A 16,762-nucleotide genomic window follows, 5' to 3' on the forward strand; every position below is an offset into this window, starting at 1 on the left:
AAATACTGGTAGGGAGGCTCGAAGGGCGTCACGGGGACGCGGTCCGGAGGGAAGTGGCTCGTTGGTCGACGCCGTCGCGCTCCCTGACGCGTGGCTGCTGGCGATGCTCGATGACGAGCGGCAGGGCTGGGTCCTCGCGACCGCGGTGCGTGAGGACGGCCAGATCGTCGACTTCGAGCTGGTCTACATCAACGACGCCGGCTGCCGCTTCGCCGGGCGCCCCCGCGAGGAGCTGGTCGGCGGGCGATATCGGCAGCTGTGGCCGGAGACCGTCCACGACGGGACGATCCCGCTGTATCGCCGCGTCGTGGAGACCCGCGAGCCGGTCACCCGCACGGTGTTTTACGACCGGCCCAACCTGGCCGGGCACTTCGAGCTGCGGGTCAGCCCGTGGGGCGACGGGTTCGGGGTCCGGTTCGTCGACCTGCGCCAGGTGACCGTGGCGCCGCAGTCGGCCGGCGGGACCCGGCTGTATGACGCGCTCGACGCCGCCTTCGACGGTTTCACCCTGCTGCGCGCGGTGACCGACGGCGACGGCGCGATCGTCGACTTCGTCTGCGACTACGTCAACCAGCTCGGCGCGAAGCTCACCGGCCGCACCGCCGAGGACGTCATCGGCCACCGCCTGAGCGAGGTGCTGCCCGAGAGCTGGGCCGACGGCCTGTTCGACCGCTATCGCCAGGTCGCCACGACCGGCGAGCCGTGGCTGGAGCAGCGCACGTATCCGCACATCGGCCAGGTCTGGGAGGTGAAGATCGCCCGGGCCCGGGCCGACGCCGGCACCCCCGCGGTGGCGGTGTCGTTCCGCGAGGTCACCGACCAGGTCCAGCAGCAGCGGCACCTCGCCGCCATCGCCGCCGAGGCGGAGCAGGCCGCCGCCCGCGCCACGGAGGCGGCGGCGCGCGCCACGGCGCTGCAGACGGCGACGACGGCGCTGGTCGCGGCGAGCACGACCGCCGAGGTGTATGCGGCGATCGGCTCGGTGCTGCGCCCGTCGGCCGGTGGCCAGGGTCTCGCGCTGCTGCTGCTCGAGGACCACAAGCTGCACCTGCGCTTCCACGACGGCTACGAGCCCGACGTCGTCGCCCGGCTGCGGGAGCTGCCGCTGGACCACCCGTATCCGGCGACGGCCGTCGCGCGCACCGGGCAGCCGCTATACCTGACGTCGCTCGCCCAGTTCCAGGCCACGCAACCGGACCCCGGGATCGCGGTGCCGGCCGGTGAACGGCAGGCGTGGGCGTTCCTGCCGCTGACCGTCGCCGGTGAGGTCCTCGGCACCCTCGTGGTCGGGTATCGCAAACCTCGCGAGTTCGACTACGACGAGCAGGCCATGCTCATGGCCCTGGCCGGGCTCGGCGCGCAGGCGCTGCAGCGGGCGCTGCTCTTCGAGGCGAGCACCACCCTCGCGTCGGCGCTGCAACGCGCGCTGCTGCCGGCGACGCTGCCGCACGTGCCGGGTCTGCGGCACGCGGCCAGGTATCTGCCCTGGACCCACGGCGCGGACGTCGGCGGCGACTGGTACGACATCATCGACCTCGGCGAAGGGGTCGTCGGGGTCGTCATCGGCGACGTCGCCGGGCACAGCGCGTCGGCGGCGGCGACGATGGGCCAGGTCCGCAACGCGCTGCGCGCCTACGCGAGCGAGCGGCACAACCCGGCCAGCGTCGTGCACCACGTCAACCAGCTGCTGCTGGACATGCACCCGGACACCATCGCCACCTGCTGCTACCTGCAGGTGCACCTCGAGGAGGGCACCGCCACCGCGGTCACCGCCGGGCACCCGCCGCCGATGCTGCGCACCGCCGAGGGCGTCCACCGGCTGCGGCTGCGCCCCGGCCCGCCGCTCGGCGTCACCCCGGACGCCGTCTACCTCGACACGACGCTGCTGCTCCCGGCCGCGGCGACGCTGCTGCTCTACACCGACGGGCTCGTCGAGGACCGCCGGCACCCGATCGACCGGGGCCTGCGGGAGCTGCTCGCCGCGCTGGCCGGCGCGCCGGCCGGCGACCCCGACGTGATCCTGGACCACATCCTCACCAGCGACGTCGGCCCGCAGCCGCGCAGCGACGACGTCGCCGTGCTGTGCCTGACCAGCGACGCCGTGCCCACCGGCCCGCCGACCGCCCGGCGGCGCTTCCGCGGCGAGGCGATCAGCGCGTCCGCGGCCCGCCGCTTCGCCGCCGACGTGCTCACCGCCTGGCAGCAGCCGCAGGTCGTCGACGACGCGCTGCTGCTCCTCGACGAGGTCATCACCAACGCCATCCAGCACACGGTCGGCGACGTCACCGTCGAGCTGCGCCTCGGCGAGCGGCTGAGGGTCACCGTCCACGACACCAGCATCCGCCCGCCGGAGCGCCGCACGTCACCGACCGACGCCGACAGCGACAACGGCCGTGGCCTGCACATCATCGAGCACCTCGCCACCACCTGGGGCTCCGAGCTGGTCCCCACCGGCGGCAAGCTCGTCTGGTTCGACCTGCCGCGGGCCTGACGGGCACCCGCGGTGTGCCTGATGCCTGTCGGGTAGGCGACCGCGAGCGGCGGGCGGGCCGGGGCGCTGCTACCACGGCAGGATGAGGCAGCGGCTGAGCGCGTTCACGGTGGCGGCGATGGCGGGCACCGTGCTGGCCACCGTCGCCGGCACGGTCACCGGCACTGCGGAGCCGGCGGCCGCGGGCGGGCTCGCCGGTGGCACGGTGAGCACCGACATCGCCCACAACATGACGTTCACCGGCGCGGCCGGCTTCGCCAACGACGTCGTGGTGACGAAGTCGGGCACCACCGTGACGGTCGACGACGTGCACCCGGTCGCGGTCGCCGGCGACTGCGTCCATCCCGTGGCGGCCGACGACACGCTCGCGCAGTGCACCGTGTCCATGTCGCCGGACGTCCACGTGGAGCCGGGCGACCGCGGCGACCGGGTCCGGATCGTCGGCGGCGGCTCGGTGCACTGGCTGATCGGCACGGGCGACGGCGACGACACCGTCGACCTGACCGGGGTGACCATAGCCGGGTCCAACGTGGCCGCCGGCAACGGCAACGACACGATCACGTCGAGCACGTACGGCGAGCAGATCGACGGTGGTGCCGGCACCGACACGGTGAGCTACGCGGGACACCCCGGGCCGGTGACCGTCGACCTGTCCACCGGCGACGGCGGCCCCGAGCACGACGGGCTGGTGTCCGTCGAGTCGGTGACCGGCTCGCCCGGCGACGACACGCTGATCGGCGACGCCGGGGCGAACACGCTGGCCGGCGGCGCGGGCGACGACCTGCTCAGCGCGGGCGGCGGCAACGACACGCTCATCGGCGGTGAGGGCGCCGACACGATGTTCGGCGGCACCGGCGTCGACACCGCCAGCTACGCCGACCACACCGGTCCGGTGACCGCCAGCCTCGACGGCGCCGGCAACGACGGCGCGCCCGGGGAGGGCGACGCCATCGGCTCCGCCGTCGAGAACCTCACCGGCGGCTCCGGCGACGACGTCCTGTACGGCAACGACTCCGCCAACGTGCTGCGCGGCGACCCGACCGGCAACTGGCTGCCGATCACCGGCGGCGACGACACCATCTACCCGCTGGGCGGCAACGACATCACGTACGGCCTCGGCGGCGACGACACCGTGACCGACAGCGGCGGCGCGGACACGATCTACGGCGGCTTCGGCAATGACACCCTCAGCGGCGGCGCCGACGCCGACACCATCCACGGCGACCAGGGCGCCGACACCCTGTCCGGCGGCGCCGGCTACGACACCCTCGACGGCGGCGCCGACGCCGACTGGTGCCACGCCGACACCGGCGGCGCCGCCAAGACCGGCTGCGAGTTCCCCGGCCTCCTGCCCTGACCGCCCGCGGAGAGAATCCCGTGGAGAATTTCCGCGGGCGGGCACAACCGAAGCGGTGCGTGCTGCGATCCAGGAGGTGAGCAGGGAGGAGCCGCATGCGGGCCGACGAGGAGCACGCCTACGCGCAGTACGTGAGCAGCCGGGTGCTCGCGTTGCGCCGGACCGCCTATCACCTGTGCGGTGACTGGCACGAGGCACACGATCTGGTGCAGGCGACGTTCATCAAGCTGTACCGGCACTGGGGCCGGGTCAACGCCGCGGACTCCCCCGACGCGTACGTGCGGCAGGTCCTCGTCAACGTGTTCCTGCAGCATCGCGGGTCGTGGTGGGCACGCAACGTCCGGCCGTTCGGGGAACTGGCCGAGCGGAAGACCCCGGAGCAGGCGACCGAGCAGCGGATCGACCTGCGGGCGGCGCTGGGCAAGCTCGCGCCGGGGCAGCGGGCGGTGCTCGTGCTGCGGTACTGGGAAGGGCTCGACGTCGCCGAGACCGCCCGGGTCCTCGGGTGCTCGACGGGCACGGTGAAGAGCCAGACGTCCCACGCCCTCGCGGCGCTGCGCCGGTTGATGCCCGACTACGCCTGGGAGGCGCGGTGAGCGAGAAGCTGTTCCGGTCGGTGCCGCTCGACGAGCCGCCGCTGCCCGTCCAGTACGTCGAGGGCCTCGTCACCGCGGGTCGCCGGTCCGTGCGGCGGCGCCGGGTGGCGGCGGCCCTGGTCGCGGCCCTCGTGCTGGTGGCCGGGACGGCCGGGCTGGTCCAGCTGAAGGCGCCGCCCGCGGTGCCCGCCGCGCCGGACACGACCCCGAGCCTGCCCGACCGTATCGCGCCGTTCTCGTCGCTGACGGGCACGGTCAGCGGCTCCCCGGCCGGGCGGGCCGTCATGCTGTACCAGTTCGGCAGCGGCGAGCTGTTCAACCAGTTCCAGCCGCTCGCGCTCGGTGCCGACCGGGACACGTACCGGCAGCTCGACGCGGCCGAGGGGCGGCGCGGTATCCGGTCGTGGCAGCTGTCGCCGGACGGGACGACCGCCGTCGTCGCCGACGACCTCGAGGCCGTCGACGCGCTGACGCTGGTCGACCTGCGCACCGGGCACCGGCGGCAGGTGCGGCTGCCGGCGCCGACGGGTGCGGTGCCCCTGGCGTTCTCCCCCGACGGGCGGACCCTGGCGTACTCGGCGGTGCCGACACCGTTGGGCGACCCGTACAACGACATGGCGGCCGAGTCGCGGCGCACCGGGGTGCTCGTCCTGGTGGACCTCGCCACCGGCCGGCACCGCACGCTCAGCGGCGTGACTCCGGTGTTCGCGGCGTCGTTCGCGCCCGACGGGCAGCGGATCGCGGTGCAGACCGGCCCGCAGGTCGAGATCGTCGACCTCGACGGCCAGGTCGTGCGCACCGTCGCCGTGCCCGGCGAGCACGTCCTCACGGACAACGCGGCGTGGTCGCCGGACGGTCGGCTGCTGGCCGTCACCGGCGCCACGACCTCCGGCAGCGAGGGCAGCGTCACCCACTACCAGCGGCGGATCGTGTTCGTCGACGCGACCGGCGAAGGGACCGTCGCGGCGCCGATCGCGGCGGAGGAGATGCTCGGCTGGCGGTCCGCGCGCCGGGTGATCGCGCAGGTCGCGGCCGGTGACGGTCCGGGCGAGATCCGGGACGTGCCGCTCGACGGCGGCCTGCCGGGCACGCTGCTGAGCCGGTTCGACGCCGGCAGCAGCTGCGAGTTCGGGACCCAGACCTGCCAGGCGTACGAGATCCGGATGGCGACCGGGCTGCTGCCGTCGCTGGTGGTGCGGCGCGCCGACCCGGACCGCGGGCCGTGGCCGGGGTGGTTCGTCGTGACGGTCGCCGGCGGCGGCGTGCTCCTGCTGACCGTGGTGTTCCTCGTGTACCGCCGGGTCACGCGCCCCCGGATGCGGCCTGCCCCTGGGGAAGACTGATACGGGCCCGGGACGGGACCCGCAGACGCCGGGGCGGGGGCCGGTCGGGCCGGCCCCCGCTGGGAACGTCAGGCGTAGGTCTCGAACTCGGCGACCTTCGGGGTGCCGGTGGCGCTGGTGATCTCGAAGGTCACCTTCTTCATCGAGGTGCGGGTGAAGGTGATGACGCCCGCGCCGGTGCCGGAGGCGAGGACCGAGCCGGTGTCGCCGTTGAGGACGCGCCAGTTGCGGATGACGCCGGTGGAGCCGGATGCCTCACGGATGTTGATGCGGGAGATCGCGGTGGCGGTGCCCCACTTGATGGAGATGGAGCCGGTGGTGCCGCTCGGCGACCAGAAGGTGCTCATGTCGCCGTCGCGGACGTCGCCGTAGCTGGTGCCGCCGCCCTTGCTGGAGCCGTCGGAGCCGGCGCCGATGCTGAGGTTGGTGCCGCCCTGCGTCGGTCCGGGCGAGGACGGTCCGGGCGAGGACGGGCGCGGCGAGGTGGGACCGGCGGACGTCGGGCCGCCCGTCGGGCTGGTGGGGGTGCAGCTGCCGTTGGAGACCTGCAGGCCCTTGTTGGCGCCGGCGGTGCGGCTCACCACGTCGGGGACGCAGCTGGCCGGGTCGAGGGCGAAGCTGTACGGGATGCTGACGCTGGTGTTCGACGTCGGGTTCGGGCCCGCGGGGTTGTTGTCGGTGCCCTTGGCCGACCAGGTCACGTTGTCGAAGATGTTGCCGCTGACCTGCCAGTAGCCGGCCTCGCTGGTGTAGAACGTGCCGAGCACGTCCTTGGAGTTCTTGAAGTAGTTGTTGTCGACCCGCGCGCGGGCGCCGGCCCGGGAGTTGATGCCGGACTCGTTGAGGCTCACGTAGGAGTTGTTGTAGATGTGCGCGATGCCGCCGCGCAGCAGGGGCGTGCGCGAGTCGAGGTTCGAGTATCCGTTGTGGTGGAAGGTGATGAAGCTGTTGCCGCGGTCGCTCTCGCTGGAGCCGATGAGCCCGCCACGGCCGGAGTTGCGCAGCGTGCTGTAGGACAGCGTCACGTACTGCACGTCGTCCTTCAGGTCGAACAGGCCGTCGTAGCCCTCGGACTCGCCGCCGGACGCCTCGAGGGACACGTGGTCGACCCAGACGTTGCGCACGGTGCTCTCCATGCCGATGGCGTCGCCGCCGTTGGACGTGGGCGAGCCGGACTTCTTCACGTTCTTGACCGTCACGTTCTGGATGATGATGTTGCTCGAGTCGCGGATGTGGATGCCGAGCTGGTCGAAGACCGCGCCGCCGCCGACCCCGATGATCGTGACGTTGCTGATCTCCTTGAGCTCGATCTTGTCGGCGGCGGTGTTGCAGCTGCTGCCGGAGACCTTGGTCGTGTTGCCGTGGTTGATCGTGCCCTCGACCTGGATGATGATCGGGGTGCTGCTGCTGGCCCGGTTGCACAGGGCGGCGTGGATGGCGGTGCCGGTGGTCGCCCGGACCGTCTGCCCGCCCGCACCGCCGGTCGTCCCGCCGTTCTGGGTCGCGTAGCCGGTGACGCCACCGGTGGCCGCGGCCGCCTCGGGTGCCGAGAGGGCCACGCCGATCGCGGTGCCGGCGAGCGCGGTGGCGGCCGCGGCCACACCGGCCCGCAGCGCGAGCCGTTGTCGGCGGTGGGTTCCTTTGGGAGTCATGCGAAACCTCCGTTAAAAAGTGCGAGGGCGGGGCGGCGCCGCTCAGCATCGACGGAACCCGATACTAGGAAAGCGCTTTCCTCCGCGACAAGGGTTCTGATGTGCAGGTTTGTTGCAGGATTTCGGAATCGTGAAATTTACAGGATTCGCTCCAGCAGGCCCGCCACCCGTGGATCGGCCGTCGCCGCTGGTTGATGCACCACGTGATACGTGATCGGCGGCAGGTCCGTGACGGGCCTGGCGACCACCCCCGCCGGCGGCGGCACGCAGCCGTTGACCACCGCCAGCCCCACGCCGAGCGCGACGAACTGCGCGATCAGCGGCCATCCCTCCGCCTCCACGGCGACCGTCCAGTCGGTCCCGGCGGCCCGCAACGCCTGCTCCAGCAGCACCCGGTGCGGCCGGTGCTGCGGCGGTACGACCAGCGCCACCCCCTGCAGATCGCGCAGCGCGACCGCACGCCGACCGGCCAGCCGGTGCCCCTCGGGCACGAACAGCATCTGCGGGAAGGTCGCCAGCTCGGCGACCGTCAGGTCCTCGGGCAGCACGTCCAGGACGCTCACCCCGACGTGCGCCAGGCCGGTGCGCACGGCGGCGAGCATCTGCCGGTGGTCGCAGTTGATCAGGCGCAGCCGGGTCGGCTCCTCGGCGAGGACGGCCCGGACGGTGTCGCCCAGCAGGTACAGGTAGGCGCCCTGACCGGCGGCGAGCACGACCGGCCGCCGTGGCGTGTCGCCGGCGAACTCGGCGAGGAACTGCGCGAGCCGCTCGTCGTGCGCGCGGGCGAACCGTGCCACCGTCTCGCCGTCCGGCGTGAGCACGAGCCGCCGGCCGACCCGGTGGTACAGCGGCCGCCCCAGCGACCGCGCCAGCTTGCCGATCTTCACGTGCAGGGCGGGTTGCGAGATCCGCAGCTGCGCCGCGGCTCGCGTGAAGTTGAGGTGGTCGGCGAACACCACGAACGCGGCGAGGGCGTCCGGCGAGACGGTCATAGGCAGAAACTATAGAAGCGGCAGCGAGAATAGTTCTGTTCTATCGCCGCCGCGGCCAGGCTGGACGCATGAACGCAGGACGCATCCGACTCGGGGTCGACATCGGCCGGGTCATCATCGGCGGCACCGCCCCAGGTGGCGGCGACACCCAGTTCTTCAGCGGCGACACCGCCAAGATGCTCGCCACGCCGGCCGTGCCCGGCGCGTTCGAGGCACTGGCCCGGCTCGCGCCGCGGTTCGAGCAGGTGTGGCTGGTCTCCAAGTGCGGCGAGCGGGTCCAGCGGCACACCCGCCAGTGGCTCGACCACCACGACTTCGCCGCGCGCACCGGCATCCCGCGCGAGCACCTCCGCTTCTGCCTGAAGCGGTCCGACAAGGCCGGGCACTGCGCCGAGCTCGGCATCACCCACTTCGTCGACGACAAGCTCGACGTACACCAGGCGCTGCGCGGCATCGTGGCGCACCGGTTCCTGTTCGGTCCGCAGCCGGCACCGGCACCGGCACCGGCGTGGGTCCAGCACGTCGAGGGCTGGTCTGACGCCGAGGCCGCGATCCTGCGCAGCCTCGGCGTCACGGTGGGCTAGCCGTCAGGTCCGGGCGGTCCGGCGGTACGCGAGGACGGCCGCGACGAGCGCCGCCAGACCGAGGAGGAGGGCGGCGACGCCGAGGGTGATCGCGGTGCCGTCGGTCTGGCCGTCGTTCGCCGTGGCGGCGGCGTCCTGGGCGGCGTCCGTGCCGGCCGCCGGCGCCGTCGCGTCCTTCTTCGCCAGTTTCAGGACCGGCGCGGGGTGCTCGGCCTCCGCGCCGGCGGCGGGCTCGTCGATCCAGCGCACGACCTCGCCGTCGGAGTACGTCTGCAGCGCCTTGAACACGATCTGGTCGGCGACCGGCAGCGGCCCGAGCGACACGTCGAACTCCTGGAACTGGTGCGGCTTGATCTCCGCGCCGGCCGTCGCCGTCCAGGTGATCTTCGAGACGGCGTCGGTGATCTCGCCGTCGTCGGTCTTGATCGGGGTGGCGAGCTTGGAGCTCTCCGCGACGGCGGTCCACCCCTGGACGGGCTTGAGCGACACCGACGCGATCGGCTTGTCGGTCGGGATCGCGATCTCCACCTTCGTGGTGCTCGCGGCGTCCTTCTCGTTGGGCACCCGGAACGTCACCTTCGTGTAGCCGCCCTGCGTGGCGGTGCCCGGGTTGACGGTCACGTGCGCCGACGCGGCGGCGGGAAGGGCGAGCGCGCCGGCAGCGGCGGCGGCGACCAGGGCGGCAAGTGCGCGGGCCGGGCGGATGAGACGCATGATTCGGCAGTCCTCGGGTCGGCGGAGTGGGGCATCGGGTAGTCGTCGCACGGGCCCGTGAAGTTCCCGGGAACTTCACCGCTCCCGCGGCCCATGCCGGCGGCGCGGTGGGGTCGGGGCGGGCGCGTAACCGCCCCGCGGCCCGGTCGTTGACGGGGTGAGGTCCATCAGGACCGTGCCAGCGTTGGGTGGGGGGATCGGGGCGGATGGACACCAGCGGGCAGCGAGGACCGTCGATGCTGATGCGACGGGCCGCACCCTCGGGCGCGGCGGTGCCGCCGAAGGTCAGGCCGGGTCTGACCCTCACGGTCGCCGTCGCCGGATACGTCCTGCACTACCTGACCTGGATGCTGATCGGCCCGATCGGCCCGCAGCTCGGAGAGCGCTTCGGCATGGATGCCGGCACCTGGGGCCTGCTCGGCATCGCCCCGCTCGTCGTCGGCGTGGCCCTGCGGATCCCGGCCGGCGTGCTCACCGACCGCGTCGGCGCCCGGGTGGTGCTGCCCGTCGTCAGCGTCGCCTCGGCGTTCGCGGTGCTCGCGCTGGCCGCCGCCGCCGAGAGCGGGCTGCCCGCCCTGATCGTCGTGGCGTGCGCCATCGGGGTCGCCGGCGCCGTGCTCCCACCGGCCGCGGCGGCCGTCGTGCGGGCGGTCCCGGCCGGGCGCCGGGGCTTCGCGCTCAGCGTCTTCGCGGCCGGCATGTGCCTGGCCGCGGCCGGCGGGATCGCCGCCCAGGCGACGCTGCGCGTCGACCGTGAACACGGGCTGCTGATCCTCGCCGGCTCGCTGCTCGCCTACGCCGCGCTGGCCGCCGCCGTCCTGCGCGACCGGCCCACCCCGAAGGCGCCACCGGCCGGCGGGTGGCCGGTGGTCACCGCGCTGCTGCGCCGGCCCGTCACCCGCTACCTCGCCGTCTGGTACGGCGTCTCGTGCGGCGGGATCATCGCGCTCGACCTGTACCTGCCGGCGCACCTGCACCGCATGTACGGCGTCGGCATGACCCAGGCGCTGTTCGGGTCGGCCGCCGTGGCCTGCGTCGGCGCGGCCGCCGGGCCGTTCGGCGGCTGGCTGTGCCGCCGGCACGCCCCCACCACCGTGCTGGGCACGTGCTTCACCGCGCTCGCCGGGCTGCTGCTGGTCCTGGCGTTCGACCCGCCGCTGACCTGGGTCGCGGCCCCGTCGCTGGCGGCCCTCGCGGTCGTGCTGGGCACCGCGTTCGGCAGCGTCCTCGCGCTCATCGGCCGCACCGCGCCGCCCGCGCAGGCCGGCACCATCATCGGCGTGGTCAGCGCGTTCGGCAGCGCGGTCGGGCTGTTCCCGGCGCTGCTGCTCAACACCGTCCACGGCATCCACGGCTCGTACTCCATCGGGCTGGTCCTCCTCGCCGGGGCGGCCGTCAGCAGCGCCAGCAGCCTCCGCGCCCGCCGCGCCTGGATCGGTGCCGCCGTCACCTTCCCCGTCCCCGCCGACGAGGCGTCGCAGGCCGCCACCACGATCGTGTCGCTGACCGGACCGCGGATCCGCGCGCACCTCGGCGACATCACCGTGTCCCTCGCGGCCCTCGCGACCCGGCACGAGGTGGCCGTCGTCTGCGCCGACCCCAACCCGACGGGCGGCGCGGGCCTCGGCTTCCAGCTCATCGCCGGGCTGCGCCGGCAGCTTCCGGCGCACACCGTGCTGTGCCTCATCGCCGAGACCCCACCGCACCCGGACGAGACGGCCGCGATCGCCGACATGATCAATATGGGCACGATCCCGGTCATCCTGGTCGCCGGCTCCGACCCGACCGCGACCGCGATGCTGCTCGCGGACGCGGTCAAGGCCGACCAGGTGCTCCAGCTGAGCCCCGACCGGGTCGAGGGCCTCATCCCGTTTCAGCGGCACCCACCGTCCGCCCTGCCGCTGGTGCACTGACCACGCACGGGCTGCGCCGTGAGGTGCATGACGTCGTGCGCGCGGAGCCCGGCTCGTAAGGTGGTGGCATGTCTGGAACCGTGCCGCGCCCCAGTCTGCAGCAGCTGCTCGCCGAGGCCCGGCCCGGCGTGCTGCTGTTCAGCCTGACGCCGCCGAGGCGCAGCGAGACCGAGGAGCGGGTCAAGGAGATCGCCGCGGTCACCCTGGACCGGCTCGCCAGGCTCGACCTCGACGGCCTCATCCTCTACGACATCGACGACGAGTCCGACCGCAACCCCGACGCGCGGCCGTTCCCCTACCTGCCGACGATCGACCCGGCCCGCTACCACGCGGAGCACCTCGGGGCGTGGGACCGGCCGGCGGTCATCTACCGGTGCGTCGGCAAGTATCACGAGGACGACCTCGCCGACTGGCTGCGAAACGCCGACCCGCGCCGGGTCCTCAGCGTCTTCGTCGGCGCGTCCTCGGGCGACAAGTCGGTGCGCACCGACATGCGTCGCGCCCACGCCGTCCGGCAGGAGGTCCGCCCCGACCTGCCGCTCGGCGCCGTCGTCATCGGCGAGCGGCACACCCGCGGCGGCGACGAGCACCTGCGCATGCTGGCCAAGCAGGAGCGCGGCTGCACGTTCTTCGTCTCGCAGGTGGTGTACCACGTCAACGAGACCAAGAACCTGATCTCCGACTATTTCTACGAGTGCCGGGACCGTGGCATCGCGCCGCGCACGGTCGTCTTCACGCTGTCGCTGTGCGGCTCGCTGAAGACGCTGGAGTTCGTCCGGTGGCTCGGCGTCGACGTGCCACGCTGGCTGGAGAACTCGATCCGCTTCGCGAACGACCCGCTCGCCGAGTCCTACCGCCAGGCGATGGCGATCGCCACGGACCTCGCCGACTTCTGCGGGCACCTCGGCATGCCGTTCGGCTTCAACGTCGAGAGCGTCTCCATCCGCCGCGCCGAGATCGACGCCACGATCCGCCTGGCGTCCGACGTCGCCACCCTGCTGCGCGACATCCGGTGACCGCCTTGTCCGGACCCACCGGGGAGCAGCGTCTCGCCGGTGGGTTCGACGGTGGTGCGGTGCGGGTCGGCGACACCGTCCGGCGCGCCGCGGGGGTGTGGACGCCGGCGGTACATCTGCTGCTGCGGCATCTCGAGGACGCCGGCTTCGATCGTGCGCCGCGCGCGCTCGGCATCGACGACCAGGGCCGGGAGGTGCTGTCGTTCCTGCCCGGCGAGGTGGTCGGCGCGGCGCGGCCGTGGCCGGCGTGGGTGCACAGCGACGACGCGCTGCGGCAGGTCGCCGGGTGGCTGCGCGACTTCCACCGCGCCGCCGCGTCGTTCGTCCCGCCCGCGGGCGCGATCTGGCGTGACGGCTCCACCTGGCGGCCGGGCCTCGTCATCGGGCACAACGACGCCGCACCCTACAACGCGGCCTGGGCCGGCGGCCGGCTCACCGGGTTCTTCGACTGGGACTTCGCCGCGCCCGCCACCGCCGAGGACGACCTGGCGTCGGCGGCGTTCGCCTGGGTGCCGCTGCACGCCCGGCACGTCGTGGCGGCGGAGGGCTTCACGGCGTTCGCGGACCGGCCGCGCCGGCTGCGCCTCTTCCTGGACGCCTACGGCCACTCCGGCCCTGCCACCGACTTCGTCGCGGTCGTCCGCCGCCGGGTCCTCGCCGGCATCGACACCATGCGGCGCACCGCGGCGGCCGGCGACGCCACGTTCGCACGGATGCTGGAGCACGGGGTCGACGCCACACTGCGAACAGCCGCCGACGAACTCCTGACATTCTGAGCCCAGACCGGGCCGCAATGCCGCAGGAGCAGGACGGGGAAGGCCTTTCTCAGCAAGCCGCACGGGGCACGGCCTTCCCCGCCAACGATCTTCCGGATCCTCGGCAGGCGATCAGACGGCCAGGATCCGGTCGAGCAGGTGGTGATACTGCAACACGGTGTCGCGCATGCCCTCGGTGCTGTCCGACGACCTGGCGCCGGCCCGCTCGAGCTGCTCCTCGCGGTCGTGGACGCTGTCGGACAGCGACCGCACCGCGTCGTCGACTAGCTGCCGGGCCTCGGTGACGCTGCCGTGCGGGTCCTCCACGAAGTGCGTCTGCACGTCGTGCCAGCGGTGCCGGAACTCGTCGGCCTTCGCGGTGTCCCAGATGCTCAGATCCCGGACGCCGGGCACGTCCTGCCCCTGCCCGCGCGGCTGCTGGATGCCCCCTTCCCGCTGGGCCGCGACGTCCTTCGCGCCCCCGCTCGCGTATCCGCGGGCGTCCTCACCGGTGATGTCACCCGCATAGCCGCGGGTGCCCTCACCGGGTGCGCCGCCCGGGTATTCCCGGGTGCCTTCACCGGTGGTGCCACCCTGGTAGCCGCGGGCATCCCCGCCGGGGACACCGCCCGGGTATTCCTGCGCGCCCTCACCGGTGGTGCCACCCTGGTAGCCGCGGGTGCCCTCGCCAGGAGCGCCACCCGTGTAGCCGCGGGTGTCCCCGCCGGTGGCGTCCCTCTGGTAGTCGCGGGCCTCGGGGCCGGGGGTGCCGGGGGTGGTCTGCGGCGTTGCCGGTGGCGTCTGGAACGCCTCGGACGCCTCGGACGCCTGGGATGTCTGGGACGTCTGGGACGCCTCGCGCGCCTGCTGCCGTCGCTGCTCGGCTGCGGCCGGATCGATCGGGCTGTCGTCACGCATCACGATCGCGCCTTCCTGTGTGGGTCCTTTGACTGCGCCTGTCTCAGCCGGGCCGGGGGATCGGCCGGCCGCCGCCCGACGAGTCGCCGAGCAGTTCGGCGAACAGCGTGCGGTAGTGCATCAGCGCCTGACGCAGCTGCTCCGTCGACGCCTGCCCGCGCTCGTTCACCTTGTTGATCTCGTGTGCGTCGCGGTAGTGACCGAGGGTCTCGGCGTGGTCGACGCTGAGGTCCTGCACCTGCTCGTCGAAGTCCCCGGTCGGATACCCGCGCTCGTGCATCACCTTCGTCACGAGCTCGTCGGCCTCGCGGGTCGCGGCCTCCGGCTCCTCCACGAAGTGCGCCTGCATGCGCTCCCACTGCTCGGCATACCGCTGACGTTGCTGCGGGTCGAGCTCCCGCAGCTGCAGCTCGGCGTGGCGCCGCTCCCGCCGCTGCAGGTCTCGCTCGGCCGCCCGGCGGCTGGGCTGCTCGCCGACGGCCCGGTCATATTCGGGTCCGAACCGTTGCCGGAGCGCCGCGGTGCGGCGGTGCCGCCCGATCGCGGTGGCCACGAGGGCGAGGACGATCAGGACGAGGACGATGATGGCGAATAGGGCTGCGGTTGAGGACATCACTGATCCTTCCGAAGGAGCCACGCCCGACGCTACTGCGCCCCCGAAGTCACGACCTCACCCTTTTGACCCTGGCCGAAAGACGGGTGTGGGCGCGGTACGGCCGGGTAGACGCGCGGCATGAGCACTCGACAGCAGATCAGGTCCGACGCCTGGCGGTCGGCGGTCACCGTGGTCCAGGAGGCGCACGCGCCCGCCGCTCCCGCCGGTTCGCACGCCATGACGGTCGTCGTGGAGTACCCGCCCGGAGACCCCGGCGCTCCCCCGCACCGGCACGCCGGGCCCGCGTTCGGATACGTCCTCGAGGGCGAGATGGTGTTCGAGCTCGAGGGCGAGCCGCCGCGCATCCTCAAGGCCGGCGACGCGTTCTGGGAGCCGGGCGGCGACGTCATCCACTACCAGGACGGCAACCACCGTCACGACGTCCCGGTCCGTTTCCTCGTCACCATGTTCTGCGCGCCGGGACAGCCGATGCTCACCCTCGTCGACGACGAGGAGCTCGCCCACCGCGCGGACCGCCGCGCCTGAGCACGGGAAAGCGGGGATACATCATGCACATCGCCGTCATCGGCGGGACCGGGCGCATCGGCTCCCAGGTCGTCGACATCCTCACCGCGCGCGGCCACCGTGCCGTGCCGCACTCCAAGGCGACCGGTCTCGACCTGCTCACCGGCAACGGCGTCACCGAAGGCCTGCGCGGCGCCGACGTGGTGGTCGACCTGATCAGCTCGCCGACGTTCGACGACGCGTCGGCCGCGTTCTTCCGCACCACCACGGACAACCTGCTGATGGGCGCCGTCGCCGCGGACGTCGGCCACGCGGTCGTCCTGTCCATCGTGGGCGTCGACCGGATGCCGAACATCCCCTACTACCGGGCGAGGGCGCTGCAGGAGGAGATCCTGAAGTCGGGCCCGGTGCCGTACTCGATCGTCCGCGCCACCCAGTTCTTCGAGTTCGTCGACACGGTGCTGTCGTGGACCACCAGCGACGACCGCGTCGTGCGGCTGCCCGCGACCCCGATCCGGCCGGTCGCCGCCGCCGACGTGGCCAGGGCCGTCGCGGACGTCAGCATGGCCGCCCCGCTGCGCGGCACCGTCGACGTGGCCGGACCCGACGTCTTCACGCTCGACGAGCTGGGGCGGATCGCGCTCGCCGCGAACCACGACGACCGCACCGTCGTCGTCGACCCGGCCGCGGGCCTGTTCGCCGCCGTGCCGGGCGACGCGCTCATCCCCGGGCCGGGCGCCGTCGTCGGACCCACCCGGTTCCAGGACTGGTCGGCCCGCGTCGGCGCCCGCTGAACCGGGGACCGGCGGCCAGGTTCCCCCAACGGCGGGGCAACGCCTGGGAGAATCCACGTCGTGGAGGGCACGACCAGCCCGGCGGGCGAGCCGGCGACCATCGGGGACCGGTTCGTGGCGCGGCTCATCGACACGGGGGTGCTCGCCGGGGCCGTGCTCGTGCTCGTCCTCGCGCTGCAACTGGTCGGCGGGGGCAGCCCGCTGGCGGTGATCCTGGCGTTGCCGGCCGTCGCGGTCCTGTGCGGCTACGAGTTCTTCATGATCGGCGCGTACGGCGAAACCTTCGGCAAGCGGGCCATGAAGCTGCGGGTGGTGCGGGAGGACGGCGACGAGGCCGGCTGGGGTGCCGCGTTCGGGCGGGCGTTCATCCCGGCGATCGCCGGCTGCCTGTCGTGCGGCATCGGCGGGTTCCTGTGCTACCTGTCGCCGGTGTTCGACCCGGGGCCGTGGAAGCGCGGCTGGCACGACACGGCCGCGTCCACCGTGGTGGTGTCCACCCGCTGAAGATGGTGCCGCG

The 16,762-nt window shown here is 73.2% G+C and carries 16 protein-coding genes; 11 read left to right on the forward strand and 5 right to left on the reverse strand.

The features are described 5' to 3' along the window. Positions 1–61 precede the first annotated feature (61 nt). The 4 genes from ACZ6TV_RS27590 to ACZ6TV_RS27605 all read left to right on the forward strand — a co-directional run bounded on the left by ACZ6TV_RS27590 (position 62) and on the right by ACZ6TV_RS27605 (position 5,787). Positions 62–2,491: a SpoIIE family protein phosphatase gene (locus ACZ6TV_RS27590; protein WP_465300176.1), complete on the forward strand. Its 2,430-nt coding sequence runs from the start codon at positions 62–64 to the stop codon at positions 2,489–2,491. 82 nt (positions 2,492–2,573) lie between these two features. Further along, positions 2,574–3,848 carry a calcium-binding protein gene (locus ACZ6TV_RS27595; RefSeq protein WP_465300177.1) on the forward strand — a complete coding sequence of 425 codons (1,275 nt, stop codon included), beginning with the start codon at positions 2,574–2,576 and terminating at the stop codon, positions 3,846–3,848. Between the two features lie 95 nt (positions 3,849–3,943). Further along, positions 3,944–4,444 carry a SigE family RNA polymerase sigma factor gene (locus tag ACZ6TV_RS27600; protein WP_465300178.1) on the forward strand — a complete coding sequence of 167 codons (501 nt, stop codon included), beginning with the start codon at positions 3,944–3,946 and terminating at the stop codon, positions 4,442–4,444. After that, positions 4,441–5,787 carry a WD40 repeat domain-containing protein gene (locus ACZ6TV_RS27605; RefSeq protein ID WP_465300179.1) on the forward strand — a complete coding sequence of 449 codons (1,347 nt, stop codon included), beginning with the start codon at positions 4,441–4,443 and terminating at the stop codon, positions 5,785–5,787. The genes ACZ6TV_RS27600 and ACZ6TV_RS27605 overlap by 4 nt, the downstream gene beginning before the upstream one ends. A 68-nt stretch (positions 5,788–5,855) precedes the next feature. Here the strand turns inward: ACZ6TV_RS27605 and ACZ6TV_RS27610 are convergent, their stop codons facing one another. Together ACZ6TV_RS27610 and ACZ6TV_RS27615 are read right to left on the reverse strand one after the other, a co-directional pair. Then, positions 5,856–7,439, reverse strand: a complete 1,584-nt coding sequence (locus ACZ6TV_RS27610) for a pectate lyase family protein (RefSeq protein WP_465300180.1) — start codon at positions 7,437–7,439, stop codon at positions 5,856–5,858. A 137-nt stretch (positions 7,440–7,576) separates the two neighbouring features. Continuing rightward, positions 7,577–8,431, reverse strand: a complete 855-nt coding sequence (locus ACZ6TV_RS27615) for a LysR family transcriptional regulator (protein ID WP_465300181.1) — start codon at positions 8,429–8,431, stop codon at positions 7,577–7,579. Positions 8,432–8,499: 68 nt separating this feature from the next. Between ACZ6TV_RS27615 and ACZ6TV_RS27620 the strand changes: the two genes are divergently transcribed. Beyond that, positions 8,500–9,015 carry a hypothetical protein gene (locus tag ACZ6TV_RS27620; protein ID WP_465300182.1) on the forward strand — a complete coding sequence of 172 codons (516 nt, stop codon included), beginning with the start codon at positions 8,500–8,502 and terminating at the stop codon, positions 9,013–9,015. 3 nt (positions 9,016–9,018) lie between these two features. Here the strand turns inward: ACZ6TV_RS27620 and ACZ6TV_RS27625 are convergent, their stop codons facing one another. Beyond that, positions 9,019–9,729 carry a YcnI family protein gene (locus ACZ6TV_RS27625; protein ID WP_465300183.1) on the reverse strand — a complete coding sequence of 237 codons (711 nt, stop codon included), beginning with the start codon at positions 9,727–9,729 and terminating at the stop codon, positions 9,019–9,021. 236 nt (positions 9,730–9,965) lie between these two features. On the opposite strand from ACZ6TV_RS27625, the gene ACZ6TV_RS27630 reads away from it, so the two are divergent. The 3 genes from ACZ6TV_RS27630 to ACZ6TV_RS27640 all read left to right on the forward strand — a co-directional run bounded on the left by ACZ6TV_RS27630 (position 9,966) and on the right by ACZ6TV_RS27640 (position 13,434). Further along, positions 9,966–11,642 (forward strand): MFS transporter, encoded by a 1,677-nt coding sequence (locus tag ACZ6TV_RS27630; protein WP_465300184.1) that lies wholly within the window; start codon positions 9,966–9,968, stop codon positions 11,640–11,642. A gap of 68 nt (positions 11,643–11,710) precedes the next feature. Continuing rightward, positions 11,711–12,658, forward strand: coding sequence for a methylenetetrahydrofolate reductase (locus ACZ6TV_RS27635; protein ID WP_465300185.1), 948 nt, complete (start codon positions 11,711–11,713; stop codon positions 12,656–12,658). 5 nt (positions 12,659–12,663) lie between these two features. Next, positions 12,664–13,434 carry a phosphotransferase gene (locus ACZ6TV_RS27640; protein ID WP_465300186.1) on the forward strand — a complete coding sequence of 257 codons (771 nt, stop codon included), beginning with the start codon at positions 12,664–12,666 and terminating at the stop codon, positions 13,432–13,434. A 111-nt stretch (positions 13,435–13,545) separates the two neighbouring features. On the opposite strand, the gene ACZ6TV_RS27645 is transcribed toward ACZ6TV_RS27640, so the two are convergent. Together ACZ6TV_RS27645 and ACZ6TV_RS27650 are read right to left on the reverse strand one after the other, a co-directional pair. After that, positions 13,546–14,334 (reverse strand): hypothetical protein, encoded by a 789-nt coding sequence (locus ACZ6TV_RS27645; protein ID WP_465300187.1) that lies wholly within the window; start codon positions 14,332–14,334, stop codon positions 13,546–13,548. A 40-nt stretch (positions 14,335–14,374) separates the two neighbouring features. Next, entirely contained in the window at positions 14,375–14,944 is a 570-nt protein-coding gene (locus ACZ6TV_RS27650) for a hypothetical protein (protein WP_465300188.1), read from the reverse strand. Positions 14,945–15,064: 120 nt separating this feature from the next. Between ACZ6TV_RS27650 and ACZ6TV_RS27655 the strand changes: the two genes are divergently transcribed. Genes ACZ6TV_RS27655 through ACZ6TV_RS27665 form a run of 3 tightly spaced genes read left to right on the forward strand, consistent with a single transcriptional unit; the run spans position 15,065 to position 16,749 of the window. Further along, positions 15,065–15,472 carry a cupin domain-containing protein gene (locus tag ACZ6TV_RS27655; RefSeq protein WP_465300189.1) on the forward strand — a complete coding sequence of 136 codons (408 nt, stop codon included), beginning with the start codon at positions 15,065–15,067 and terminating at the stop codon, positions 15,470–15,472. A gap of 23 nt (positions 15,473–15,495) precedes the next feature. After that, positions 15,496–16,245: an SDR family oxidoreductase gene (locus ACZ6TV_RS27660; RefSeq protein ID WP_465300190.1), complete on the forward strand. Its 750-nt coding sequence runs from the start codon at positions 15,496–15,498 to the stop codon at positions 16,243–16,245. 60 nt (positions 16,246–16,305) lie between these two features. After that, positions 16,306–16,749 carry an RDD family protein gene (locus ACZ6TV_RS27665; RefSeq protein WP_465300191.1) on the forward strand — a complete coding sequence of 148 codons (444 nt, stop codon included), beginning with the start codon at positions 16,306–16,308 and terminating at the stop codon, positions 16,747–16,749. The last annotated feature ends 13 nt before the right edge of the window (positions 16,750–16,762 follow it).

This window comes from Dactylosporangium sp. NPDC051087 (genome assembly GCF_055586325.1).

What these genes read in the sequence shown, in the direction of transcription:
- ACZ6TV_RS27595 (WP_465300177.1), top strand. Translation starts at nt 2,574, where the DNA reads ATGAGGCAGCGGCTGAGCGCGTTCACGGTGGCGGCGATGGCGGGCACC.
- ACZ6TV_RS27600 (WP_465300178.1), top strand. Translation starts at nt 3,944, where the DNA reads ATGCGGGCCGACGAGGAGCACGCCTACGCGCAGTACGTGAGCAGCCGG.
- ACZ6TV_RS27610 (WP_465300180.1), bottom strand. Translation starts at nt 7,439, where the DNA reads ATGACTCCCAAAGGAACCCACCGCCGACAACGGCTCGCGCTGCGGGCC.
- ACZ6TV_RS27615 (WP_465300181.1), bottom strand. Translation starts at nt 8,431, where the DNA reads ATGACCGTCTCGCCGGACGCCCTCGCCGCGTTCGTGGTGTTCGCCGAC.
- ACZ6TV_RS27620 (WP_465300182.1), top strand. Translation starts at nt 8,500, where the DNA reads ATGAACGCAGGACGCATCCGACTCGGGGTCGACATCGGCCGGGTCATC.
- ACZ6TV_RS27625 (WP_465300183.1), bottom strand. Translation starts at nt 9,729, where the DNA reads ATGCGTCTCATCCGCCCGGCCCGCGCACTTGCCGCCCTGGTCGCCGCC.
- ACZ6TV_RS27630 (WP_465300184.1), top strand. Translation starts at nt 9,966, where the DNA reads ATGCTGATGCGACGGGCCGCACCCTCGGGCGCGGCGGTGCCGCCGAAG.
- ACZ6TV_RS27635 (WP_465300185.1), top strand. Translation starts at nt 11,711, where the DNA reads ATGTCTGGAACCGTGCCGCGCCCCAGTCTGCAGCAGCTGCTCGCCGAG.
- ACZ6TV_RS27650 (WP_465300188.1), bottom strand. Translation starts at nt 14,944, where the DNA reads ATGTCCTCAACCGCAGCCCTATTCGCCATCATCGTCCTCGTCCTGATC.
- ACZ6TV_RS27655 (WP_465300189.1), top strand. Translation starts at nt 15,065, where the DNA reads ATGAGCACTCGACAGCAGATCAGGTCCGACGCCTGGCGGTCGGCGGTC.
- ACZ6TV_RS27660 (WP_465300190.1), top strand. Translation starts at nt 15,496, where the DNA reads ATGCACATCGCCGTCATCGGCGGGACCGGGCGCATCGGCTCCCAGGTC.